Source organism: Streptomyces echinatus (assembly GCF_014203595.1).
Classification (GTDB): Bacteria; Actinomycetota; Actinomycetes; order Streptomycetales; family Streptomycetaceae; genus Streptomyces; species Streptomyces echinatus.
Genome location: NZ_JACHJK010000002.1, coordinates 849372 through 868698, shown reverse-complemented (window position 1 = coordinate 868698; position 19327 = coordinate 849372). Strand labels below are relative to the sequence as shown.

Below are 19327 nucleotides of genomic sequence, written 5' to 3'. Positions count from 1 at the left end.
GGGAACCGAAGAGGTAGGGTTGGCCGTTGGGTATAACGCGATATAGCGTTAGTGCGTGAGGTGGGGCTCCTTCGGGGGCATGTGAATCGGGGTGAGCGATGTCGGCCGAGCCGGTGCGGACGGACGAGCCGTCCGGCCTGCGTGCCTCGCACGCGGACCGGGACCGGGTGGTGGAGGCGCTGACCGGCGCCGCGGGAGACGGCCGGATCACGGCGGAGGAGCTGGACGAGCGGGTGGAGGCGGCGCTGACCGCCCGCACGCTCGGGGAGCTGGCGTTTCTGACGGCGGATCTGCCGGAGGAAGCCGGCCCGGCGCCGGCCAAGGAGGTCGTCCGGATCGAGCAACAGGGTTCCTCGGCCGCCCGGAGTGGCGGCTGGACCGTGCCGCGCCGGATGGAGATCGAGTCCGCCTGGGGAGACGTGACGCTGGACTTCAGCGACGCGGTGATCATGTACGACACCCTCCGCATCGACCTGGACATGCGCGGCGGCACCCTGCGGCTGATCACCCGGCCCGGCGTGGAGGTCGACGCCGGCTCCCTGGTGATCGACTACGGCAGGACCAGGGTGCGGCCGGCCAGCCACCCCGGGGCACCGGCCGTGCTGCGCGTGGAGATACAGGGCCGGCTCAGCCTGGGGCAGCTTCAGGCGCGGCCGCGGAGGCGGTGGTTCGGCAGACGGACCCCGGCCGAGGTACCGGGCGGCGCGCCGCTCTGAGCTCCTGCCGCGGAGCCGGGCTCCTTTTCCGGCTCCCTGGCGGCTCCCTGACGGGGAGGCCGGCCCGGTCCCAGCCCCGATGTGGAGGCCGGCCCGGTGCGGGACCCTTGCCTCAGCCGGTGTGCACCCGCGGCCTGCGGGACCGGTCCGGCTCCGCCTCTCGCAGTACCTCGCGGGTGACCGGGGCGACCTCACCCTGGCCGAAGAGGAAGAAGCGCATGAAGTTGGCGAACGGATTGCCCTCGGTCCACTCGAAGTAGATGTGCGGGGTGCAGCCCGTGACGTCGCGGACGTGCAGCAGCAGCGCGGCGAGGGCGTTCGGGATGGAGGCCGACTCCAGCGTCAGCACCCGGTAGCGGCCGTGCAGCACCTCGCCGCGCACGGTCAGCCCCGCCTCGAACTCGGACGGGTCCGTGACGGTGACCTCGACGAAGACGAAGTCCTCCTGCTCGGGCATGTCGTTGTCGGCGCGGATCTGCTCGACCTTGTCGCGGTACTCCGCCTTGTCCCGATGGCCCGGTTCATTGGCGATGAACCTCATCTTCCGGCTGGCCATGTCCCTGATGAAACGTTCCGCCATCGGGTCGAGCGTCACACTCGTCACACGCAGCTCGAAGGCGCGGGCCAGCCGGGAGAGCAAGGAGACCAGGATGATGCCCGCGATGAAGCAGGCACCGATCTTCACACCGTCCGGGCGCTCGATGACGTTGACCACGGTCGTGTAGAGGAAGACCGCCGCGATCGCACCGAACCCGAAGGTCCAGCGCCGCTGGCCGGCCTTGCGCGCGGCGATGGTCACCGCGATCGCGGCCGAGCTGATCAGCACCAGCACGCCGGTGGCGTAGGCGCCGCCCTGCTTGTCGACGTTGGCGTCGAAGATCCAGGTCACCAGGAAGGCGACCAGGGTGAAGACGATGACCATCGGGCGCACCGCACGGGCCCAGTGCGGGGCCATGCCGTAGCGCGGCAGATAGCGCGGCATCAGGTTGAGCAGGCCGGCCATGGCGGAGGCGCCGGCGAACCACAGGATGGCGATGGTCGAGACGTCGTACACCGTGCCGAAGGCGCTGCCGAGGTACTCGTGCGAGAGGTAGGCGAGGGCCCGGCCGTTGGCCTGGCCGCCCGGCTTGAACTCCTTCTCGGGGATCAGGAGCGTGGTGATGAAGCTGGTGGTGATCAGGAAGCAGCTCATGATCAGCGCTGCGGTGGTCAGGAGCTTCTTGGTGTCCCTGATCCGGCCGGCGGGCCGTTGTTCGGTGTCACCCGGGTCGCCCTGGACGTGCGGCATCACCGCGACGCCGGTCTCGAAGCCGGAGAGGCCGAGCGCGAGCTTCGGGAAGACGATCAGCGCGACGCCGATCATCACGAACACGTTTCCGTGCTCCGCGGTCAGGGCGTTGCCCCAGTCGGTGACCACGGGCCCGGCGGTGATGACGTGCCACAGGCCGACGATCACGACGACGAGGTTGAGCACGAGGTAGATGCCGACCAGGACGACCGCGACGCCGATCGCCTCCAGGAACCCCTTGAGGAACACCGCGCCGAGCAGGGCCACCAGGAACAGTGTGATCACCATCTGATGGCCGTGCAGGGTGGCCGTCAGGTGCGGGTTCTCCACCAGGTGGGTGGAGGCGTCGGCCGCCGAGAGGGTGATGGTGATCAGGAAGTCGGTCGCCGCGAAGCCCAGCAGGGCGAGCACGAAGAGCTTGCCCTGCCAGAAGGAGAGCAGCCGCTCCAGCATCGCGATGGAGCCTTCGCCGTGCGGGCTCTCCTCGGACACCCGGCGGTAGACCGGCAGGGCGCCGGCCAGGGTGACGATGACGAGCACGATCGTCGCGATCGGTGACAGCAGGCCGGCCGCCAGGGCCGCGATGCCGGGCTGGTAACCCAGGGTGGAGAAGTAGTCGACACCGGTCAGGCACATCACCCGCCACCAGCGCTGTCCCTGGTGCGGGGGTTCCGGCTCGGCGTGCGGTCCGGTGTGGCCACCGCCCTTGCCCATGTCGGACAGGCCCTCCAGCATCCAGGCGCGTAGGCGGCTGGTACTGGGAGGGCGCTCGGTCGTGGCCATCAGCGTGCTCCTGACGTGCGGCTCAGCTCTTTCGGGCCATCACGCGGACGGCGGCACCAGCGTAAGCAGAGCGTGACGCTCGGGCCCACGGATCAGCGGGGCGGAGGCGTCAAACTTGCGTTAAGAATCGCTTGCCGGCGGAGAGACCGCACGAAGAAGGGGAGGCCGGGGCAGTTGACCGGGAGCGGGGCCGGGCGGGTGAGGTGAGGGATGGTCGGCCGGGCGCCGGAGGGGTGGCGGCCACTGAGCGTCATGGCCCGGGGAGCCCGGGGCCTGCCGGGCCATGTCTCCGCGGCGGTACTGGAGCACGGTCCGAGGGGGTGTGGTGCACCCGGGACGTCGTGGTCCTCACTCCATGCCCGACGCCCGGAACACACCCAGGGCCGTCTCGCGGTCCAGCCGGTGGGCCAGACGGTGCAGGGCGGACCTCCCGCACCGCAGGGTGCCGGCGGCCTCGGAGCGGCGGGCGTCCTCGTCGAGCCGGTGCCACAGGTCCGGATTCGCGACCAGGACCTCGGGGTCGAGCTCCACCCGGCCGCCGAAGCCGTCGCGCAACACCAGCCGCCGGCTGACGCCGTCCACCGGGCGTACCGCGATGAGCAGATCGGTGCGGACCCGGCGGGTGCGCAGCAGGCGGCGGGAGGCCAGCCAGCCCGGGCCGGCCGACACGCGCACCGGGAAGAGGACGAGGAGCAGCAGCAGGGCCAGCAGGAGCCAGAGGGCACCGCGCCACCAGTCCAGCGAGCCGGCCACCCGGTCGATGACCAGCAGCAGCCCGAGCAGCGCACCGGCGCAGCGGACCGCGTTGCGCACGTCCCGGCTCCAGCCGCGGTCATACACCACGGTCCCGGGGCCGGACGGGGGCGAGCCGGTCAGCCGGGGGTGGACGTGGTCGAGGTGCTCCATGGGAAAGACGGTAGACCGCCCCCGGCCAGGTGCGTCTCCCGTTGACGGCGCCCTGACGGCCGGGTGCCGGTTCTTGACGCAATCGCTGCGCCCGGCCCGTTGGGCCGGAGGTGTGGGTGGATGACAAGAGGGCGGTGCCGGGTGGGGCCGGCGTTCGCGGGGGGTCTCACAGGTCCCGGGTGTCGATGCGTAGGTGCCAGGTGTTGCGGCGGTGGACGGACAGCAGTTCGGACTGGAGGGGGGACGGCGGCACCGCCAGGACCGGGCAGACCGCGCGGGCCAGGCAGTGGCGGGAGACCCGGCCCGAGAAGGCCCGCCGCAGCCCGCGCCGTCCCGCGCCCACGACCAGTACGTCGTTCTCCCGGTCCGCGGTCGCCACCAGCGCCCGGCCCGGCGCGCCGCGCACCACGAGGGGGTGCATCGGCACCCCTGGCCCCTCCGCGTCGAAGATCTCCTCGAGCACCGAGGCCAGCCGCTGCTTGGCGAGCCGCTGCCACTCCTCGACCGGCAGGCCGGCGGCGGGGGAGCGGCGCGCGGCGGAGTCGCCGCCCGGTGGTTCCCAGGCCAGCACCGGCCACAGCTCCGCGCCCAGCCGGCGGGCGAGCGCGGTGGCCCGCCGCAGGGCCGTGACGCTGCCCAGGGAGCCGCTCACACCGACCACCACTCGCGCGACCGCCAAGGTGCCGTAACCGGACATGACTCCACCGTTCCGCACGGGCGCCGACGAGGTGAGACCCGCGGCGCGCCCTGAGGACCTCCCTTTCTCCATCCCACTCCCACACCGGCGATTCGACCAGCCGGACGGCCTGTGCCCCCGCCGGCAGCGCCCCTGTCGGCCCTGGAATTCGGCGCTTCCTCCGAAACTTTCGAAAGCCTCGGACTGCTGCGCTGACGACGGATCGGCACCATCGGTCCCACCACTGTCGGCTGGGTGCCGCCGCCTCGTGCGCGAAGCCTTGACGCTCCCCACACGCCTTCCTAGAGTCGCGGGTCGGAACGTTCGGGAGAACTGTCGAATGTTTCGGCTTCACTGCGTTCCCACGGATGCCGCGGCAGGCTCTTGACGGTGCCGCTTCATCGGTAGGGACCTCTCCCAAGCAACTCCGAAGGTTTCGAAGGAGCGCATGATGGGCGACCCCGCACTCTCCCGCCGCGGTTTCCTGGCGGCCTCCGTCGCCGGGCTCGGTGCGACCGCGCTGAGCGGCTGCGGCGGCGGCTCGGACGGAGGGTCGTCCTCGGGGACGACCACCATCGAGTGGTGGAACATCTCGACCACCGAGCCGACCAGGACCGTCTGGGCGGGCCTCGCCCGGAAGTTCGAAGCCCAGAACCCCAAGGTCAAGATCAAGATCGTGCAACTGGAGAACGACGCCTACAAGTCGAAGATGACCGCGCTGACCGCCTCCGGAAAACTGCCGGACATCTTCCACACCTGGGGCGGCGGTGTACTGAAGCAGCAGGTCGACGCGGGACTGGTCGAGGACCTCACCGACGGCACCGGAAGCTGGGCGGACGGGCTGCTGCCGGTCGCGAAGGAGCCGTACCTCCTGGACGGCAAGGCGTACGGCATCCCGTTCGACATCGGCATGATCGGGTTCTGGTACAACAGGACGCTCTTCGGGAAGGCCGGGATCGGTGCGCCGCCGACCACCTGGAGCGGCTTCCTGGAAGCGGTGACCAGGCTGAAGTCGTCCGGCGTCACCCCGCTCGCCCTCGCGGGCAAGGAGAAGTGGCCCGGGATGTACTACTGGGCGTATCTGGCGATGCGTACCGCCGGTGTCGGGGCGCTCCGGAAGGCCGCCGACAGCAAGGACTTCACCGGCGCCGGGTTCGTCGACGCCGGACGGCACCTGAAGGAGCTGGTCACCCTCCAGCCGTTCCAGAAGGGATTCCTCGGCGCCGCCTACTCCACGCCGACCGGCCAGGCCGCCACCGTCGGCAACGGCAGGGCGGCGATGGAACTCATGGGGCAGTGGGCCCCGGTCGTGGAGGCGGACGCGGGCAAGGGCCTCGGCGCGAACCTCGGCTTCTTCCCGTTCCCCGAGGTCGAGGGCGGCGAGGGGAAGCTCACCGAGGTGTTCGGCGGAGGCGGCGGTCACGCCCTGCGCAGCGGAGCCCCCCAGGCGGCCGTCGATTTCCTGAAGTTCTTCGCCACCGAGACCACCGACCGGGAACTCGTGCGGAAGACCGGCGTCCTGCCGGTCGTGCCGGCCGCGGAGAGCGTCCTCACCGACCCCAACCTCAAGGCCGTGCAGACGCAGTTGAAGGCCGCCACCGGTTTCCAGCTCTACCTCGACCAGGCGTACGCGCCCGCCGTAGGCCAGGAGGTCAACGACAGCGTGGCCGCGCTCATCGCCGGGTCCAAGTCGCCGGAACAGGTCGCGCAGTCCATCACCGGGGCCGCCGAGGAAGCGCAGTAACCCGCGATGACCTCGGCCTTCCTCCCGGACAAGCGCAGTGGCCCGGCCGTCGGCCTCCCACCCGCGGCCGAGCGCGCGGACCGCGGGCGGTCCCGGCGGCGCGCGCGGGACTGGCTCACCGCGGTCGGCTTCCAGCTGCCCGCGCTGGTGCTGTTCATCGCACTGGTGCTGCTGCCGATGCTGTTCGCGCTGTACGCCGCCCTCTTCCGCTGGGGCGGCTTCGGCATGCCCTCCGACTACGTCGGCGGCGACAACTTCACCCGGCTCTTCCAGGACGACGTCTTCCTGGGTGACCTCTGGCGCTGCCTGGTCCTGGTCGCGCTGTCGCTCGCGCTGCAACTGCCGTTCGCGCTCGGCATGGCGGTGCTGCTCAACCAGCGGCTGCGCGGCCGGGCCGTGTACCGGATGCTGTTCTTCGCGCCGTACGTCCTGTCCGAGGCCATCACCGGCGTGCTGTTCGGCATGGTCTTCGCGCCGGACGACGGACTCGCCGACCATGTCCTCGGCGCCGTCGGACTGGACGGCCTGGGCGGTGAGTGGTTCGCCGACCCCTCGTCCGTCATGGCGACCCTGTTCCTCGTCATGACCTGGAAGTACTTCGGCTTCCACATGATGCTCTACCTGGCCGGACTCCAGTCCCTCCCGGCCGAGTTGACCGAGGCCGCGCTGATCGACGGTGCCAACGCCTGGCAGCGGTTCCGGAACGTCACGCTGCCGCTGCTCGCGCCCACCCTGCGCATCAGCGTCTTCCTGTCGGTGATCGGGTCGATCCAGCTGTTCGACCTGGTCTGGGTGATCACCCAGGGCGGCCCCGACCACCACTCGGAGACGATGGCCGTGACCATGTTCCAGTTCGGCTTCAGGCGCTACCAGGCCGGCTACGCCAGCGCGGTCAGTGTGGTCATGTTCGGCATCTGTCTCGTCTTCGCCCTCGCCTACCAGCGGTTCGTGCTCCGCCGCGACCTCGAAGGGGCAACCACCACGATGAGGGGGAACGGCAAGTGACCCGGAGACCCAAGGCCGTACGGGCCCTGCCGCTGCACGGGATCCTCGTCGCGGTCGGCGCGCTGATGGCCGTGCCCCTGCTGTACGCCGTGCTGTCGGGCTTCAAGTCCACCGACGAACTCTCCAGGAACCCCTTCGGGCTGCCCGAGCACTGGCTGACCGGCAACTACACCGGCATCCTCGGCTCGGGCGACTTCTGGCGGCTGGTCGGCAACAGCACGCTGATCGCGGTGGGCACGACCGTGCTCGTGGTCGCCGTGTCCGCGGCGGCGGCCTTCTCCTTCGCGCGGTTCGCCTTCCGCGGGCGGGAGGCGCTTTTCACCGTCTTCACGATGGGGCTGATGTTCCCCTTCGCGGTGGCCGCCCTGCCGCTGTTCCTGCTGCTGCGCCACCTCGGCCTGCTGGACAATCCGCTCGGTGTGATCCTGCCGCAGGCGGCCTTCGGGCTGCCCATGACGATCATCATCCTGCGCGGCTTCTTCCGGGAGATCCCCGGCGAACTGGAGGAGGCGGCCACGCTCGACGGCTGCGGCGCCTTCGGGTTCTTCTGGCGGGTGCTGCTGCCCATGGCCCGGCCGGCGCTCGGCACCGTCTCGGTCCTCGCGGTGGTCACCAGCTGGAACAACTTCTTCCTGCCGCTGCTGGTGTTCACCGACAGCACCTGGTGGACCCTGCCCATCGGGGTCCAGCAGTTCCAGGGGCAGTACTCGGCGGAGTACGCCCGCGTCTTCGCCTATCTCGTGCTCGCCATGGTCCCGGCCCTGGCCTTCTACTCGGTCGCCGAACGCCAGCTCGTCGGCGGTCTCACCGCCGGGGCCACCAAGGGATAGCCGTCCCGCCCCGACGGGCAGGAGCCGCACATGCCCGGGGCACGTGCGGGCCTCACAGCTGCCCTCGCCGCCGTCCCCGGCCGCCGTTCGCAGCCGGCCCACGGCATGCGTCGGGGCCGGTGCGCACGGGGTGCGTGCGGCCGGCCCCTCGGGTCACTGTGCCGTGCTCAGGCGGCGGTCATCACCTGACCCGCACCCAGCGGGCGGTGCGGGGCGATGATGCGGCCGTCGGGGAGCAGCTCACCGGTGTCCTCGAAGAGCAGGACGCCGTTGCACAGCAGGCTCCACCCCTGTTCCGGGTGGTGCGCCACGAGGCGGGCGGACTCCCGGTCGGCGGATTCGGCTGGCGGGCACGGTGGCTGGTGCTGGCACATGGGTGGGATCTCTCGGTCTGTTGTGATCATGTCCGTCCCCCGTGGTGAAGAGTCGGTCTGAAACCAGTGTTGTCCTCTGGGAGTCATTCCGCAGGGATTTCACAGCACCGCTTCTCACAGGTTCATGACGCGTCACCCGCCCGGACGGTTCAGTCCAACTGCACTGTCACTTCGGATGGTTCGCAGTGGTCGGATAGGACTAGTCCGGACGGCACGGTGCCCGCCGAGCGGCACGGACACGGTCGTACCCCGCTTCCCGGCCGGGCAGCGGGGTACGCGGGCGTCTGTCAGGCGGGTGAGCCGAGCACCGGCGAGCCGAGCAGGGGAAGAGGAGTCGCCCGATGGGTCAGCACCGGAAGCAACTCGGCGACCCGGAACGGGCGGTGTGCCGGAATGCCGGGCGGGGCCGGCGCCAGCGGGACGAGCAGATCGGTGGCGGCCGGATGCCCCTCGGTGCCGTCGCCGGAGCGGTCCCCGTGCAGCCACAGGGTGAGCATGTACAGGCCGGGCATGGACAGCAGTCGCGCCTGATAGGGCTGTTGCAGCGCCTCGGCCTGCTCCAGGGCGCGCTCGGTGGAGGCGACGTACGGGCCCTCGAAGAAGTGCGAGAAGGCCCAGCCGTCGGGGGTGAGCATGGTCTCGGCCGCGGCCACCGCACGGTCGCCGCACCGAATCAGGAAGCGCCAGCCGGTCAGCCGGGTGGCGGACAGGCCTTGCGCGGTGATCCGGTCCAGCACGTGGACGGGCAGCGGGAGTTCCGGGGTCGTCGGCCCCTGCGCGGCGCGCAGGGAGGGGGTACGGGCCTCACGGACCGCGGTGGGGGAACCGAGGGCGGTGAGGACGGAGCGCAGGGCAGGCGCGGGGGCAGGGGGTACGTGCAGCGGCATGTGGGTCGCCTCTCATTCGACAGGCGCGGCGGCGCGAGGGAGGGTGGGGCGGACGGCGCTGTCTGCTCACGGAAGGCCGGAGAGGTGGGGGCCCAGGTCGGTGTGAACGAGGGTGCGGCCCGGTCTGCCGCCCGTCAACCGGGGCGACAGGAACTCCGCGGAAACCGGGACCGAGGGTGCCACCTTGTGCCTTGTGGACAGAGTTTATACGACGTGTGTTCGGCCGATGTTTCGGCTATCTGATTCCGGTTGATCCGGCAAGGCCGAAATAGGTCGACGATTTGCGGAACTCATCCCGATTTCCGGTCCGGTCCGCGCGTCTGACCTCGTTCTACGCGCCGGTAACGGTCGGCTGAATGTCGTCGGCGTTTTTCACGAGGCGTTCGGGGCACCCGACAGTGCAAGTTGCGGCATGCCTCGTGAATGTGCCGCCGGGAACATTCCGACAGAGTAGCGGGCGGCGGCCCCGTGCGGGACGTTATCGATCGCTTCGGCTGGGCATCATCCCACCTGACCCGGGAGCCCGGCGGCCGGAGCGTCGGCCCGCCCGTCCGAGGAGGGACACTTCGATGGGGGAGAAGGTCGTGGCGGGGCAGTTCGACCTGTCCGATCGCCAGCGCTACCGCGAAAAGCTCCAGAAGTGCCTGACGGGACTGGAGCGGCTGCTGCGCGAGAAGCGATTCGACCGTCCCAAGAACCTCATGGGAGTCGAGATCGAACTGAATCTCGCGGGGACGGACGGCATGCCGAAAATGTTGAACGGGCAGGTACTGGAGCGCATCGCGAGCCGCGATTTCCAAACAGAACTCGCCATGTTCAACCTGGAAGTGAACATCGCTCCGCACCGATTGGGCGGACGGGTATTCGACCGGCTCGCCGAGGAACTGCGCATCTCGCTCGCCTATGCCGACCGGAAGGCCGGCGAGGTGGACGCGGGCATCGTGATGATCGGCATCCTGCCCACCCTCGACCGGGACGACCTGGTCTCCTCCAACCTCTCCGAGGTCGACCGGTACACCCTCCTCAACGAACAGATCGTCGCGGCCCGCGGTGAGGACTTCCGGCTCGACATCGACGGGGTGGAGCACCTGGTCTGCACGTCCAAGTCGATCGTGCCGGAGGCCGCGTGCACCTCGGTGCAGTTGCATCTGCAGGTCACCCCGGGACGATTCGCGGACGTGTGGAACGCGGCCCAGGTGGCCTGCGCCCCGCAGATCGCCGTCGGCGCCAACTCACCGTTTTTGTTCGGTCACGAGCTGTGGCGCGAGTCCCGGCCACCGCTGTTCCTGCTGTCCACCGACACCAGGCCGCCCGAGCTCCAGACACAGGGCGTCCGGCCGCGCACCTGGTTCGGTGAGCGGTGGGTGTCCTCCGCCTATGAACTGTTCGAGGAGAACCTGCGCTACTTCCCGGCGCTGCTGCCGATCTGCGACGAGGAGGAGCCGCTGGAGGTCATCGAGGCCGGCGGAGTGCCCCGGCTCGCCGAACTGGTCCTGCACAACGGCACGATCTACCGCTGGAACCGGCCCGTGTACGGCATCGCGGACGGCGTGCCGCACCTCAGGGTGGAGAACCGGGTGCTGCCGGCCGGGCCGACCATCACCGACGTGATCGCCAACGCGGCCTTCTACTACGGGATCGTCCGGGCCCTCGCCGAGGACTCCCGGCCGGTGTGGACGCGGATGCCGTTCGCCGCCGCCGAGGCGAACTTCGACGCGGCGTGCCGGCACGGCATCGACGCGCGCTTCGTCTGGCCGCGGCGGGGACGGTACGGCGGCACGGGCGAGGTCGACGCCGTCACGCTGATCCGGGACGAGCTGCTGCCGCTCGCCTCCGCGGGACTGGACGCGTGGGGTGTGGAGGCCGCCGACCGTGACCTCTATCTGGGCGTGATCGAGGAACGCTGCCGGCGCCGGGTCAACGGGGCGTCCTGGCAGGCGGCCACCTTCCACCGGGCGCTGGAGCAGGGACTGTCCCGCGATGCCGCCCTGGCCGCGACGACCCGCCGGTACGCCGAGCTGATGCATGTCGGGGAACCGGTGCACACCTGGCCGGTGGGCCTGCCGGAGGCCGTACCGCTCGGCTGAGGCCCGGCTCCCACGGCCCGGGCTGCGCGGCGGGGGCCGAGCCGCCGCGCGGACGGCCGGTGCGGGGGCGTCGGGGTCGGCACCGAGCAGACCGCCGGTCCACCGAGCAGACCGCCGACTCGCCGAGCAGACCGCCGGTCCACCGAGCAGACCGCCGGTCCGCCGAGCAGACCGCCGGTCCGCCGTGCGGGGGCTGAGCGCCGTTGCGGCGGAGAAACGTGGGCCGGGGAGCATGAGCGGGTGCTGCCGGTGGGCCGGGGAGCATGAGCGGTGCTGCCGGTGGGCCGGGAGGCATGAGCGGGTGCTCGGGGCGGGCCGGGGCGTGTGGGGTTGGTGGGGTGAGCGGGGTTTCCCTAGGTGGTTCTGCGATCCTTGCCGGGCGAAGGCGGGCCCGTGGCCCGTGAGCCGGCAGGAGACAGGGGCACAGGTGGAGGCTGACGGGGTGGCCGATTCCTCGGCGCGGGGGCGGGACCCGCGGCGTATCCTGCGGGACGAGACGCTGCTCGTCCTAGGGCTGTCGCTCGGGGCGAGCGGGGTGTCCGCGCTGATCAGCTTCATCGGCTCGGTCACCAAGCCGGGCGGCCTCAAGGACCAGGCGGCCACCCTCAACGCCTCGGCCGCACCGGGCCGCCCCTGGCTGGACCTGGCCTGGCAGCTCTTCGGGATCACCACCGCGCTGATCCCCGTGGCGCTCGTCGCCCATCTGCTGCTGCGCGAGGGCGCGAGCCTGCGCGCCCTCGGCTTCGACCGCACCCGGCCCTGGCCCGACCTGGCCCGGGGCGCCGGGGTCGCGGCCGTGATCGGCAGCACCGGCATCGCGTTCTACCTGGCCGCCCGCGGCCTCGGCTTCAACCTCACCGTCGTACCCGAGGCGCTTCCCGACGTGTGGTGGAAGTACCCCGTGCTGATCCTCTCCGCGATGCAGAACGCGATCCTCGAAGAGGTCATCGTCGTCGGGTATCTGCTGCGCCGGCTCGGCCAGTTGGGCTGGACCCCGGGGACCGCGCTGGTGGCCAGCGCGGTCCTGCGCGGCTCGTACCACCTCTACCAGGGCATCGGCGGCTTCCTCGGCAACATGGTGATGGGCGTGGTGTTCGTCTGGCTGTACCGCCGCTGGGGCCGGGTCGGCCCGCTGGTCGTCGCCCACTCCCTGCTCGACATCGGAGCGTTCGTCGGCTACGCCCTCCTCGCGGGCAAGGTGGGCTGGCTGCCGACGGCCTGAGCGGGCCCTCAGGCGTGCAGTTCGCCCTCGATGACCGTCACGGCGCGGCCGGTGAGCAGGGTGCGCTCGCCGCGCAGGCCGGTACGGACCAGCCCGGTGCGGCGGGAGGCCTGCAGCCCGGTGAGGTCGTCGCGGCCGAGGCGGGCGGACCAGTACGGGGCGAGGGCGGTGTGGGCGCTGCCGGTCACCGGGTCCTCGTCGATGCCGACGTTCGGGAAGAAGCAGCGGGAGACGTAGTCGTAGCCGCGCGCGGGGTCCTCGGCGCGGGCCGTGGCGATGATGCCGCGCGAGGAGTACGCGCCGAGGGACTTGTGGTCGGGGGAGAGGCCGAGGACGGTCTTCTCGTCGGCCAGCTCCACCAGCAGGTCACCGATGTTCGGGCCGGTGTCGAAGGCCGCGGCCGGCTCCGCGCCGAGCGCCTCGGCGACCCCGGCCGGGAGCTCGACCGGGGTGAGCGGGGCGGTCGGGAAGTCGAGGGCGAACGAACCGTCCGCGGCGGGCGTGGCGATCAGCACCCCGCTGCGGGTGGCGAACCGCACCGGACCCTCGTGAGCGCCGGTGGTGTGCAGGACGTGGGCCGTGGCGAGGGTGGCGTGTCCGCACATCGCGACCTCGGTGGCGGGCGTGAACCAGCGCAGCGCCCAGTCCGCCGCGCCGCCCTCGGGCAGCCGGTGCGCGAACGCCGTCTCGGCGTGGTTGACCTCCATGGCCACGTTCTGGAGCCAGTCGTCGTCCGGGAAGACGTCGTCCAGGAGCAGGACCCCGGCCGGGTTTCCGGCGAAGGGGCGGTCGGTGAAGGCGTCCACGATTCGAATGCGCATGGCGCCGACGCTAGCGGCCCCCGAAGCCCTCGGACCAAGGCCAATTCACGAATGCCGGACCGTTTCCCGGCCGGCCGTCACACGCGTGCGCAGCCAGGGGGCGAGCTGGGCGATGCCGAACGACACCTCCACGGCGAGGAACGGCCACAGCACCCCCGGCCCGCCGTGCGTCAGCGCGTACGCCTGCCACAGGGCGAACAGCACGCGCGCGACGCCGTCGAGGAGACCGTGCAGCGGCAGCGGCCGTACGACCCGCAGGACGGACCAGACCACCACGACCGAGCCCATCAGGTTGGCGTACAGGGTCTGCATCGGGGTGAGCGCGGGCATCGTGCCGAGGCCGGTCGCGTCACCTCCGGCGGACAGCAGGTCGTGCACCAGCGCGTACGTCCAGGGTGTGGCGAAACCGGCCGTGACGATCAGGTCGTACCAGCCGCTGGTGCGGACAAGGCGCGTGTAGCCAGGGGCGGCAGGGGTCATCGGGGGGCTCCTCGGCAGGGCTCGTTCGGGCGCCGCCCACGCTAGACAGCGGAGTACGCTCCAAGGTCAAGTCGACCGAGTGGTGGGGGAGTCATGCGCATCGGGGAACTGGCCGTGCGTGCGGGGCTGTCCAAGGACACGCTGCGCTTCTACGAGAAGATCGGCCTGATCGAGGGTGACCGGCTGCCCAACGGCTACCGTGACTTCCCGCCGGAGACGGTGCCCTGGCTGCAGTATGTGCGCACGGCGCAGGCGCTCGGGTTCACCCTCGCCGAGATCGCCCGGCACGGCGCGGAACTGAAGGACGCACCGGACAGCGCCGAGGCCCTGTCCGCCCTGTTCGAGGACAAGATCCGGGTCGTCGACGCGCGCCTGGCCGAGCTGACGGCACTCCGCACGGACCTCACCGCCCGCGTCGGCACCGGCTGTCCCCTGCGAGCAGGGGCCGGTCAGGTGAGGTAGTCCGCGCGCCCCTCGTCGTCGAGTTCGAAGGGGCCGTCGGGGATGATGCAGAATTCGTTGCCCTCGGGGTCCGCCATCACCAGGAAGCCGCCGGCGTCGTACTGCGTCAGCCTGCGTCCGCCGAGCGCCTCGACACGCCGCTGCTCGGCGGACGGGTCGGGCGAGGTGATGTCGAAGTGCATACGGTTCTTCACCGACTTGGGCTCGCCGGTTCGCTGGAAGCCCAGGCCCAGGCCGTTCTCGCGCCGCAGCCATACGTAGGGTCCCATGCGGCCCACGACTGGCCGGCCGAGCAACTCGGACCAGAACGCGGCAAGCCGCTCGGGGTCGGTGGCGTCCACGACGAGGGTGTTGATCCGCATGGGTGAGTCCGTCATGCCCTGATCCTCTCAGGGCGCGCGGCTCAGTGCCGGTCGCGCGCGGCGGCCGCCGCCTCCAGCAGGGACCAGCCGTCCAGCTCCACCGCCCGCCGCGCCTCCGGCCGCCACCCACGGGCCAACGCCGCGTCGAGCAGCGACCGGACGGCGCCGGGTTCGTGAAGGTTCAGGGAGGCGCCCCGGACGTACCCCACGTCTCCGGAGCCCAGGGGAGCCCCGCCCGGGACGTACCGGCCGGGGCCCTCGGCGAAGACGATGCGCAGGGGGCCGCCGGCGCCGGCCGGCTGCGGGTACAGCGTCAGGGTCTCGCGGCAGGACCGGCCGCCGTCCGCCCCGCTGTGGCTGTGACTGTGGCGGAGCGTCCACAGGTACGTGCGCGCGTCGGCGACCAGTCGGCGGGGCGTTCTCGAACGGCGGGGCACGGAGCCGAGGGTACGCGGTCACCGCGCCTTCGGAAGGGGGTTGTCAGCGAAACTCTTCCGATATATCGTTGAGGCATCGCGAACGATACGCGATGTGTAGTGACAGATCAGCGATGGAATGGAGTGATCACGATGCGTACCCACGGATTCGAGCGTGGACATCGGCATGAGGGCCCCGGCTGCCGGGGCATGGGCGGCTTCGAGGGCCGGCGGGCCGCCTTCGGCCCGTTCGGGCCCGGTGGCCCGGGGTTCGGTCCCGGCGGGCCCGGCTTCGGGCCGGGCGGCTGGGGGCCGCGAGGACGGGGCGGCCCGCGGGGGCGGGCGCGGCGCGGTGACGTACGCGCCTCGATCCTGGCCCTGCTCAGGGACCGTCCCATGCACGGCTACGAGATGATCCAGGAGATCGCCGAACGCAGTGGCGGCGCCTGGAAGCCCAGCCCCGGTTCGGTCTACCCCACCCTCCAACTGCTGGAGGACGAGGGTCTGATCGCCAGCGAGACCGAGGGCGGCAAGAAGCTGTTCTCGCTGACCGAGAACGGACGCGCCGCCGCCGAGGAGGGGCCGGACGCACCCTGGGAGGAGGCCTCGCGCGGAGTCGACTGGGAGGCCCTCACCGAGATCCGTCAGGCCGGGTTCGGGCTGATGGAGGCGTTCGGCCAGGTCTGGAAGACCGGCAGCAAGGAGCAGCGCGAGAAGGCGCTGGCTGTCGTCAACGACGCCCGCAAGAAGCTGTACCTGATCCTCGCCGACGAGCACTGAGGCTCCCGCGAGGTCCGGGCGCCCCGTGCGGTATCCGCGCGGGGCGCCTTCGCGTGTCCCCGCTCAGGCCACCAGGCCGTCCAGCTTGCGCAGCGACTCGTGCAGGGCGGCCGTTGCCGAGTCCTTCAGCTTGCCCGCCATCAGCGACACCGCGGCGCCGGTGAACTCGCCGTCGATCCGGAGCGTCGTGGCGTCGCCGTCGGGGGTCAGGGTGTAGCGGGTGGCGACGGTCACCGCCATCGGGCCCTTGCCGCGGATGGCGAACAGCCGGGCGGGTTCCAGCTCCTCGATGGTCCAGTCGACCTCCGCCGGGAAACCCATCAGCTTCATGTTCTCCTGGAACGTCCCGCCCACGGCCAGGGTCTCGGGGCCGCCCCGGGGAAAGCTGGTGTGGGTCGCGTTCCATGCCCCGTACGATGGCCAGTCGGTGAGCTGGGCCCACACCTTCTCGGCCGGCGCCTGGATGCGGGCCTCCGCGCTGACTTCGGCCATGCGACCACCCCTTCGGATCGGGCGTATCGGGCTACGGTGTCGCGGAACGTAGCCGCAGGGGCGCGAACATTCAATACTGATGAGCCGTCACTTCTCGGGGCCGAGCTGGGTGCAGGGCGCCGAGAGGCGGCACCCGCGCACGCCTTGCCCTTGCTGACGTACGGGTACCGGCGCGGCGCGGTCGCTCGTCGGGGGCGTGGCGCAAGGCGGCGCGCGCCTCCTTGCGCGGGATCGGCCTGATCTCCTCCGTGAGGATGACATCCCGGTCGGTGATGTCCACTCGTCGTGGGACGCGAGAATGGTTCCCGTCGTGGATGTGCGGTCCCCCGTGAGGCTGATGAGGTGGGGATGTGCAACCCCGTACAGCCCACCGGACCGCTCCCGACGCAGTGGTTCCGCACCAGGACGGCGCTGCCTGGCTCGGTGTCGAGCTCGCAGCGGTGATTGCCGGTGCCCGCCGGAGGGCCGTGAGGGACGGGGACCGGCAGACCGACACCGCGCATCTGCTCCACGCCCTGCTGGAGCACGACCCCGAGGCCCGCGCCGCCGTGGGGGAGTCCCGGCGGCTCGCCCGGCTCCTCGGTTACCTCGTGCAGCGCAGCATCGGCTACGGACTGCGCTGGCAGGGCAGCGTGGAGAACTCCGGCACGCTCCCCTTCGTCGCCGCCCCGGCCGGGCCCGTGGATTCGGCCGGGCCCGTGGATTCGGCCGGGCCCGTGGATTCGGCCGGGCCCGTGGATTCGGCCGGGCCCGTCACTTCGGGCGATGCCGTCGCTTCGGCCGGCCTCGCGGCTTCGACCCTCTCCGTCTCTTCCGGTGGCGCCGACGGCCCCGCTGGGCCCGGCGATCCGGCCGCAGGGGCCGGGGGAAGGACCGTCGGTGTGCCTCCCGCTCCGCCCGCCGCCCAGGACGGCGCGGCCAGGGACGCCGGAGGGTGGTCGCCCGCCGCGGCCACGGCGCTCGCCGACGCCCGCCTCCGCGCCCGGCTCCGGGGCGCGCCCCGGGTCGCCGGCACCGACCTGCTCGCGGCCCTCGCCGCCGACCCGCGCTCCCGGGCCGCCGAGGTCCTCGAACGCGCCGGCATCCCGGCCGGCGAGCTGGCCGCGCGGATCGAGGCGGAAACCGGCGAGTACGCCGCCGACGGAATGGCGGCCCGCTGCCGGAGAGGTGGCCCGCCGACGGCCGGACCGTCCACCAGCTGAGACAGGTGTCAACAGGGGTGACGCTCCTGTCGGCGCCTGCCATCATGTGCCGGTGCATACGTCTGGGAGCAGTCATGACAGCCCTGGCAAGGGAGCCGGACTCGGCCTCGCCCTCGCCTCGGCGCTGGCCTTCGGCGGGTCCGGGGTGGCCGCCAAACCACTGATCGAGGCGGGACTCGACCCGCTGCACGTGGTGTGGCTGCGGGTGGCGGGCGCCGCTCTGGTGATGCTGCCGATCGCGGTACGGCACCGCGCCCTGCCGCGCCGCCGGCCCGCGCTGCTCGCCGGGTTCGGGCTGCTCGCCGTCGCCGGTGTCCAGGCCTGCTACTTCGCCGCGCTCTCCCGGATCCCGGTCGGCGTGGCCCTGCTCATCGAGTATCTGGCGCCCGCCCTGGTGCTGGGCTGGGTGCGGTTCGTGCAGCGGCGGCCCGTGACCCGTGCCGCCGCGCTCGGCGTGGTCCTCGCCGCGGGTGGCCTCGCCTGTGTGGTGGAGGTCTGGTCGGGGCTGAGCTTCGACGCGCTGGGCCTGGTGCTCGCCCTGGGCGCCGCCTGCTGCCAGGTCGGCTACTTCGTCCTGGCCGACCAGGGCAGCGACGCGGGCGAGACGGCGCCCGACCCGCTCGGCGTCATCGCCTACGGGCTGCTCGTGGGCGCCGCCGTGCTGACGGCCGTGGCCCGCCCCTGGAGCATGGACTGGTCGGTGCTGGCGGGCTCCGCGGACCTGAACGGCACCGGCGTACCGGCCGTCGCCCTGCTCGCCTGGGTGGTGCTCGTCGCCACGGTGATCGCGTACATCACCGGAGTGCTGTCCGTGCGCCGGCTGTCGCCGCAGGTCGCCGGAGTCGTCGCCTGTCTGGAGGCGGTCATCGCGACCGTGCTGGCCTGGGTGCTGCTCGGCGAGCACCTGTCCGCGCCGCAGGTCGTCGGCGGCGCGGTCGTCCTGGTCGGCGCGTTCATAGCCCAGTCCTCCGCCCCCGCGAAGGGGTCCCCGGAGCCGGTCGCCTCGGGCGGCGCCGAACGGGAGCTGTCCGCCCGCGGCACCGCCGCATAGAGCACCGGCCGGAGGCGATCCCGGCGCGCCCGGACGCAGGCGCGCCCGGACGCTAGTGCCCCGCCAGGTAGTCCGGCAGGTCGACGCCGGGCGCCAGGTCGGCGTTGGGGACCGGTGCCTCGTAGCCCTTGCGGAGCGGGACGACCCCGGCCCAGAACGGCAGGGAGAGGTCGTCCGGTTCGTCGTTGGCCCCGCCGGAGCGGACCTTGGCCGAGACCTCGTCGAGGTCCAGGCGGATGACCGCGGTGGCGGCCAGCTCCTTCTTGTTCGCGGGGCGGGAGTCGGCGGCCCGGCCCGGTACGACGTGGTCGACCAGCGCGTCCAGGGCCAGCCGCCGTTCCTCGGGGTCGGTGACCTCGTGCGCGACGCCGTGCACCACGACCGAGCGGTAGTTGATCGAGTGGTGGAAGGCGGAGCGGGCCAGCACCAGCCCGTCGACGTGGGTGACCGTCAGGCACACCGGCAGGCCGGGGTCGGTCTGGCCGGTCATCCGCAGCGGGCGGGAACCGGTGGACCCGTGGACGTAGAGCCGCTCGCCGACCCGGCCGTACAGCGTCGGCAGCACCACCGGGGCGCCGTCCCGGACGAAGCCGAGGTGACAGACGTATCCCTCGTCCAATATCGCGTGCACCAGCTCCTTGTCGTACGACGCCCGGTCCGCGGAGCGCGTCGGCACGGTGCGGTCGGTCGGCGTGTAGGCGGCGGCCTGCGATTCCTCGGTCGTGCCCTGCATGACGGAGCCC

Annotated in this window: 20 protein-coding genes and 1 pseudogene; 10 read left to right on the top strand and 11 right to left on the bottom strand. The window is 71.8% G+C overall.

Annotated features, from left to right (window positions below; genetic code table 11):
• Window positions 1-98: 98 nt before the first annotated feature.
• Window positions 99-716, top strand: coding sequence for a DUF1707 SHOCT-like domain-containing protein (locus FHS34_RS08510; RefSeq protein ID WP_184962789.1), 618 nt, complete (start codon window positions 99-101; stop codon window positions 714-716).
• 112 nt (window positions 717-828) lie between these two features.
• Here FHS34_RS08510 and FHS34_RS08505 read toward each other — a convergent pair whose 3' ends face one another.
• From FHS34_RS08505 to FHS34_RS08495, 3 genes are all read right to left on the bottom strand, one after another.
• Window positions 829-2787, bottom strand: a complete 1959-nt coding sequence (locus FHS34_RS08505; RefSeq protein ID WP_184962787.1) for an APC family permease — start codon at window positions 2785-2787, stop codon at window positions 829-831.
• 348 nt (window positions 2788-3135) lie between these two features.
• The gene (locus FHS34_RS08500) at window positions 3136-3693 is read right to left on the bottom strand and encodes a hypothetical protein (protein ID WP_184962785.1); all 558 of its coding nucleotides are present in this window, start codon (window positions 3691-3693) and stop codon (window positions 3136-3138) included.
• Window positions 3694-3859: 166 nt separating this feature from the next.
• On the bottom strand, window positions 3860-4390 hold the full coding sequence (locus FHS34_RS08495) for a universal stress protein (RefSeq protein WP_184962783.1): 531 nt from the start codon (window positions 4388-4390) through the stop codon (window positions 3860-3862).
• 430 nt (window positions 4391-4820) lie between these two features.
• On the opposite strand from FHS34_RS08495, the gene FHS34_RS08490 reads away from it, so the two are divergent.
• From FHS34_RS08490 to FHS34_RS08480, 3 genes are all read left to right on the top strand, one after another.
• Window positions 4821-6113 carry an extracellular solute-binding protein gene (locus tag FHS34_RS08490; RefSeq protein ID WP_184962781.1) on the top strand — a complete coding sequence of 431 codons (1293 nt, stop codon included), beginning with the start codon at window positions 4821-4823 and terminating at the stop codon, window positions 6111-6113.
• A gap of 6 nt (window positions 6114-6119) precedes the next feature.
• Window positions 6120-7118, top strand: coding sequence for a carbohydrate ABC transporter permease (locus tag FHS34_RS08485; RefSeq protein WP_184962779.1), 999 nt, complete (start codon window positions 6120-6122; stop codon window positions 7116-7118).
• 65 nt (window positions 7119-7183) lie between these two features.
• On the top strand, window positions 7184-7948 hold the full coding sequence (locus tag FHS34_RS08480; protein WP_225817708.1) for a carbohydrate ABC transporter permease: 765 nt from the start codon (window positions 7184-7186) through the stop codon (window positions 7946-7948).
• A gap of 167 nt (window positions 7949-8115) precedes the next feature.
• On the opposite strand, the gene FHS34_RS08475 is transcribed toward FHS34_RS08480, so the two are convergent.
• Entirely contained in the window at window positions 8116-8322 is a 207-nt protein-coding gene (locus tag FHS34_RS08475) for a DUF5999 family protein (RefSeq protein ID WP_184962775.1), read from the bottom strand.
• Window positions 8323-8609: 287 nt separating this feature from the next.
• The gene (locus tag FHS34_RS08470) at window positions 8610-9209 is read right to left on the bottom strand and encodes a hypothetical protein (RefSeq protein ID WP_184962772.1); all 600 of its coding nucleotides are present in this window, start codon (window positions 9207-9209) and stop codon (window positions 8610-8612) included.
• Between the two features lie 569 nt (window positions 9210-9778).
• Between FHS34_RS08470 and FHS34_RS08465 the strand changes: the two genes are divergently transcribed.
• Together FHS34_RS08465 and FHS34_RS08460 are read left to right on the top strand one after the other, a co-directional pair.
• The gene (locus FHS34_RS08465) at window positions 9779-11296 is read left to right on the top strand and encodes a glutamate-cysteine ligase family protein (RefSeq protein WP_184962770.1); all 1518 of its coding nucleotides are present in this window, start codon (window positions 9779-9781) and stop codon (window positions 11294-11296) included.
• Window positions 11297-11723: 427 nt separating this feature from the next.
• The gene (locus FHS34_RS08460; protein ID WP_184962768.1) at window positions 11724-12518 is read left to right on the top strand and encodes a CPBP family intramembrane glutamic endopeptidase; all 795 of its coding nucleotides are present in this window, start codon (window positions 11724-11726) and stop codon (window positions 12516-12518) included.
• A gap of 8 nt (window positions 12519-12526) precedes the next feature.
• On the opposite strand, the gene FHS34_RS08455 is transcribed toward FHS34_RS08460, so the two are convergent.
• Window positions 12527-13339, bottom strand: a complete 813-nt coding sequence (locus FHS34_RS08455) for a PhzF family protein (protein WP_184962766.1) — start codon at window positions 13337-13339, stop codon at window positions 12527-12529.
• Between the two features lie 45 nt (window positions 13340-13384).
• A complete protein-coding gene (locus FHS34_RS08450) occupies window positions 13385-13819 on the bottom strand; it encodes a hypothetical protein (RefSeq protein WP_184962764.1) in 435 nt (144 codons plus the stop codon).
• Between the two features lie 93 nt (window positions 13820-13912).
• Between FHS34_RS08450 and FHS34_RS08445 the strand changes: the two genes are divergently transcribed.
• The gene (locus FHS34_RS08445; protein WP_184962762.1) at window positions 13913-14281 is read left to right on the top strand and encodes a MerR family transcriptional regulator; all 369 of its coding nucleotides are present in this window, start codon (window positions 13913-13915) and stop codon (window positions 14279-14281) included.
• On the opposite strand, the gene FHS34_RS08440 is transcribed toward FHS34_RS08445, so the two are convergent.
• Window positions 14269-14658, bottom strand: a complete 390-nt coding sequence (locus FHS34_RS08440) for a VOC family protein (protein ID WP_184962760.1) — start codon at window positions 14656-14658, stop codon at window positions 14269-14271. The genes FHS34_RS08445 and FHS34_RS08440 overlap by 13 nt on opposite strands.
• A 26-nt stretch (window positions 14659-14684) precedes the next feature.
• Window positions 14685-15080, bottom strand: a complete 396-nt coding sequence (locus tag FHS34_RS08435) for a hypothetical protein (RefSeq protein WP_184962757.1) — start codon at window positions 15078-15080, stop codon at window positions 14685-14687.
• A 132-nt stretch (window positions 15081-15212) separates the two neighbouring features.
• On the opposite strand from FHS34_RS08435, the gene FHS34_RS08430 reads away from it, so the two are divergent.
• The gene (locus FHS34_RS08430) at window positions 15213-15839 is read left to right on the top strand and encodes a PadR family transcriptional regulator (RefSeq protein WP_184962755.1); all 627 of its coding nucleotides are present in this window, start codon (window positions 15213-15215) and stop codon (window positions 15837-15839) included.
• A 63-nt stretch (window positions 15840-15902) separates the two neighbouring features.
• Here the strand turns inward: FHS34_RS08430 and FHS34_RS08425 are convergent, their stop codons facing one another.
• A complete protein-coding gene (locus FHS34_RS08425) occupies window positions 15903-16331 on the bottom strand; it encodes a type II toxin-antitoxin system Rv0910 family toxin (RefSeq protein ID WP_184962753.1) in 429 nt (142 codons plus the stop codon).
• Between the two features lie 350 nt (window positions 16332-16681).
• Here FHS34_RS08425 and FHS34_RS44095 point away from each other — a divergent pair.
• Window positions 16682-17002 (top strand): annotated as a pseudogene (locus FHS34_RS44095) (peptidase); the annotation flags it as partial.
• Window positions 17003-17579: 577 nt separating this feature from the next.
• Window positions 17580-18584 (top strand): EamA family transporter, encoded by a 1005-nt coding sequence (locus FHS34_RS08410; RefSeq protein ID WP_184962751.1) that lies wholly within the window; start codon window positions 17580-17582, stop codon window positions 18582-18584.
• 52 nt (window positions 18585-18636) lie between these two features.
• On the opposite strand, the gene FHS34_RS08405 is transcribed toward FHS34_RS08410, so the two are convergent.
• Window positions 18637-19317, bottom strand: a complete 681-nt coding sequence (locus FHS34_RS08405; protein ID WP_184962749.1) for a pyridoxamine 5'-phosphate oxidase family protein — start codon at window positions 19315-19317, stop codon at window positions 18637-18639.
• Between the last annotated feature and the right edge of the window lie 10 nt (window positions 19318-19327).

What these genes read in the sequence shown, in the direction of transcription:
- FHS34_RS08510 (WP_184962789.1), top strand. Translation starts at nt 99, where the DNA reads ATGTCGGCCGAGCCGGTGCGGACGGACGAGCCGTCCGGCCTGCGTGCC.
- FHS34_RS08505 (WP_184962787.1), bottom strand. Translation starts at nt 2,787, where the DNA reads ATGGCCACGACCGAGCGCCCTCCCAGTACCAGCCGCCTACGCGCCTGG.
- FHS34_RS08500 (WP_184962785.1), bottom strand. Translation starts at nt 3,693, where the DNA reads ATGGAGCACCTCGACCACGTCCACCCCCGGCTGACCGGCTCGCCCCCG.
- FHS34_RS08495 (WP_184962783.1), bottom strand. Translation starts at nt 4,390, where the DNA reads ATGTCCGGTTACGGCACCTTGGCGGTCGCGCGAGTGGTGGTCGGTGTG.
- FHS34_RS08490 (WP_184962781.1), top strand. Translation starts at nt 4,821, where the DNA reads ATGGGCGACCCCGCACTCTCCCGCCGCGGTTTCCTGGCGGCCTCCGTC.
- FHS34_RS08485 (WP_184962779.1), top strand. Translation starts at nt 6,120, where the DNA reads ATGACCTCGGCCTTCCTCCCGGACAAGCGCAGTGGCCCGGCCGTCGGC.
- FHS34_RS08480 (WP_225817708.1), top strand. Translation starts at nt 7,184, where the DNA reads ATGGCCGTGCCCCTGCTGTACGCCGTGCTGTCGGGCTTCAAGTCCACC.
- FHS34_RS08475 (WP_184962775.1), bottom strand. Translation starts at nt 8,322, where the DNA reads ATGTGCCAGCACCAGCCACCGTGCCCGCCAGCCGAATCCGCCGACCGG.
- FHS34_RS08470 (WP_184962772.1), bottom strand. Translation starts at nt 9,209, where the DNA reads ATGCCGCTGCACGTACCCCCTGCCCCCGCGCCTGCCCTGCGCTCCGTC.
- FHS34_RS08465 (WP_184962770.1), top strand. Translation starts at nt 9,779, where the DNA reads ATGGGGGAGAAGGTCGTGGCGGGGCAGTTCGACCTGTCCGATCGCCAG.
- FHS34_RS08455 (WP_184962766.1), bottom strand. Translation starts at nt 13,339, where the DNA reads ATGCGCATTCGAATCGTGGACGCCTTCACCGACCGCCCCTTCGCCGGA.
- FHS34_RS08450 (WP_184962764.1), bottom strand. Translation starts at nt 13,819, where the DNA reads ATGACCCCTGCCGCCCCTGGCTACACGCGCCTTGTCCGCACCAGCGGC.
- FHS34_RS08445 (WP_184962762.1), top strand. Translation starts at nt 13,913, where the DNA reads ATGCGCATCGGGGAACTGGCCGTGCGTGCGGGGCTGTCCAAGGACACG.
- FHS34_RS08440 (WP_184962760.1), bottom strand. Translation starts at nt 14,658, where the DNA reads ATGACGGACTCACCCATGCGGATCAACACCCTCGTCGTGGACGCCACC.
- FHS34_RS08430 (WP_184962755.1), top strand. Translation starts at nt 15,213, where the DNA reads ATGCGTACCCACGGATTCGAGCGTGGACATCGGCATGAGGGCCCCGGC.
- FHS34_RS08425 (WP_184962753.1), bottom strand. Translation starts at nt 16,331, where the DNA reads ATGGCCGAAGTCAGCGCGGAGGCCCGCATCCAGGCGCCGGCCGAGAAG.
- FHS34_RS08405 (WP_184962749.1), bottom strand. Translation starts at nt 19,317, where the DNA reads ATGCAGGGCACGACCGAGGAATCGCAGGCCGCCGCCTACACGCCGACC.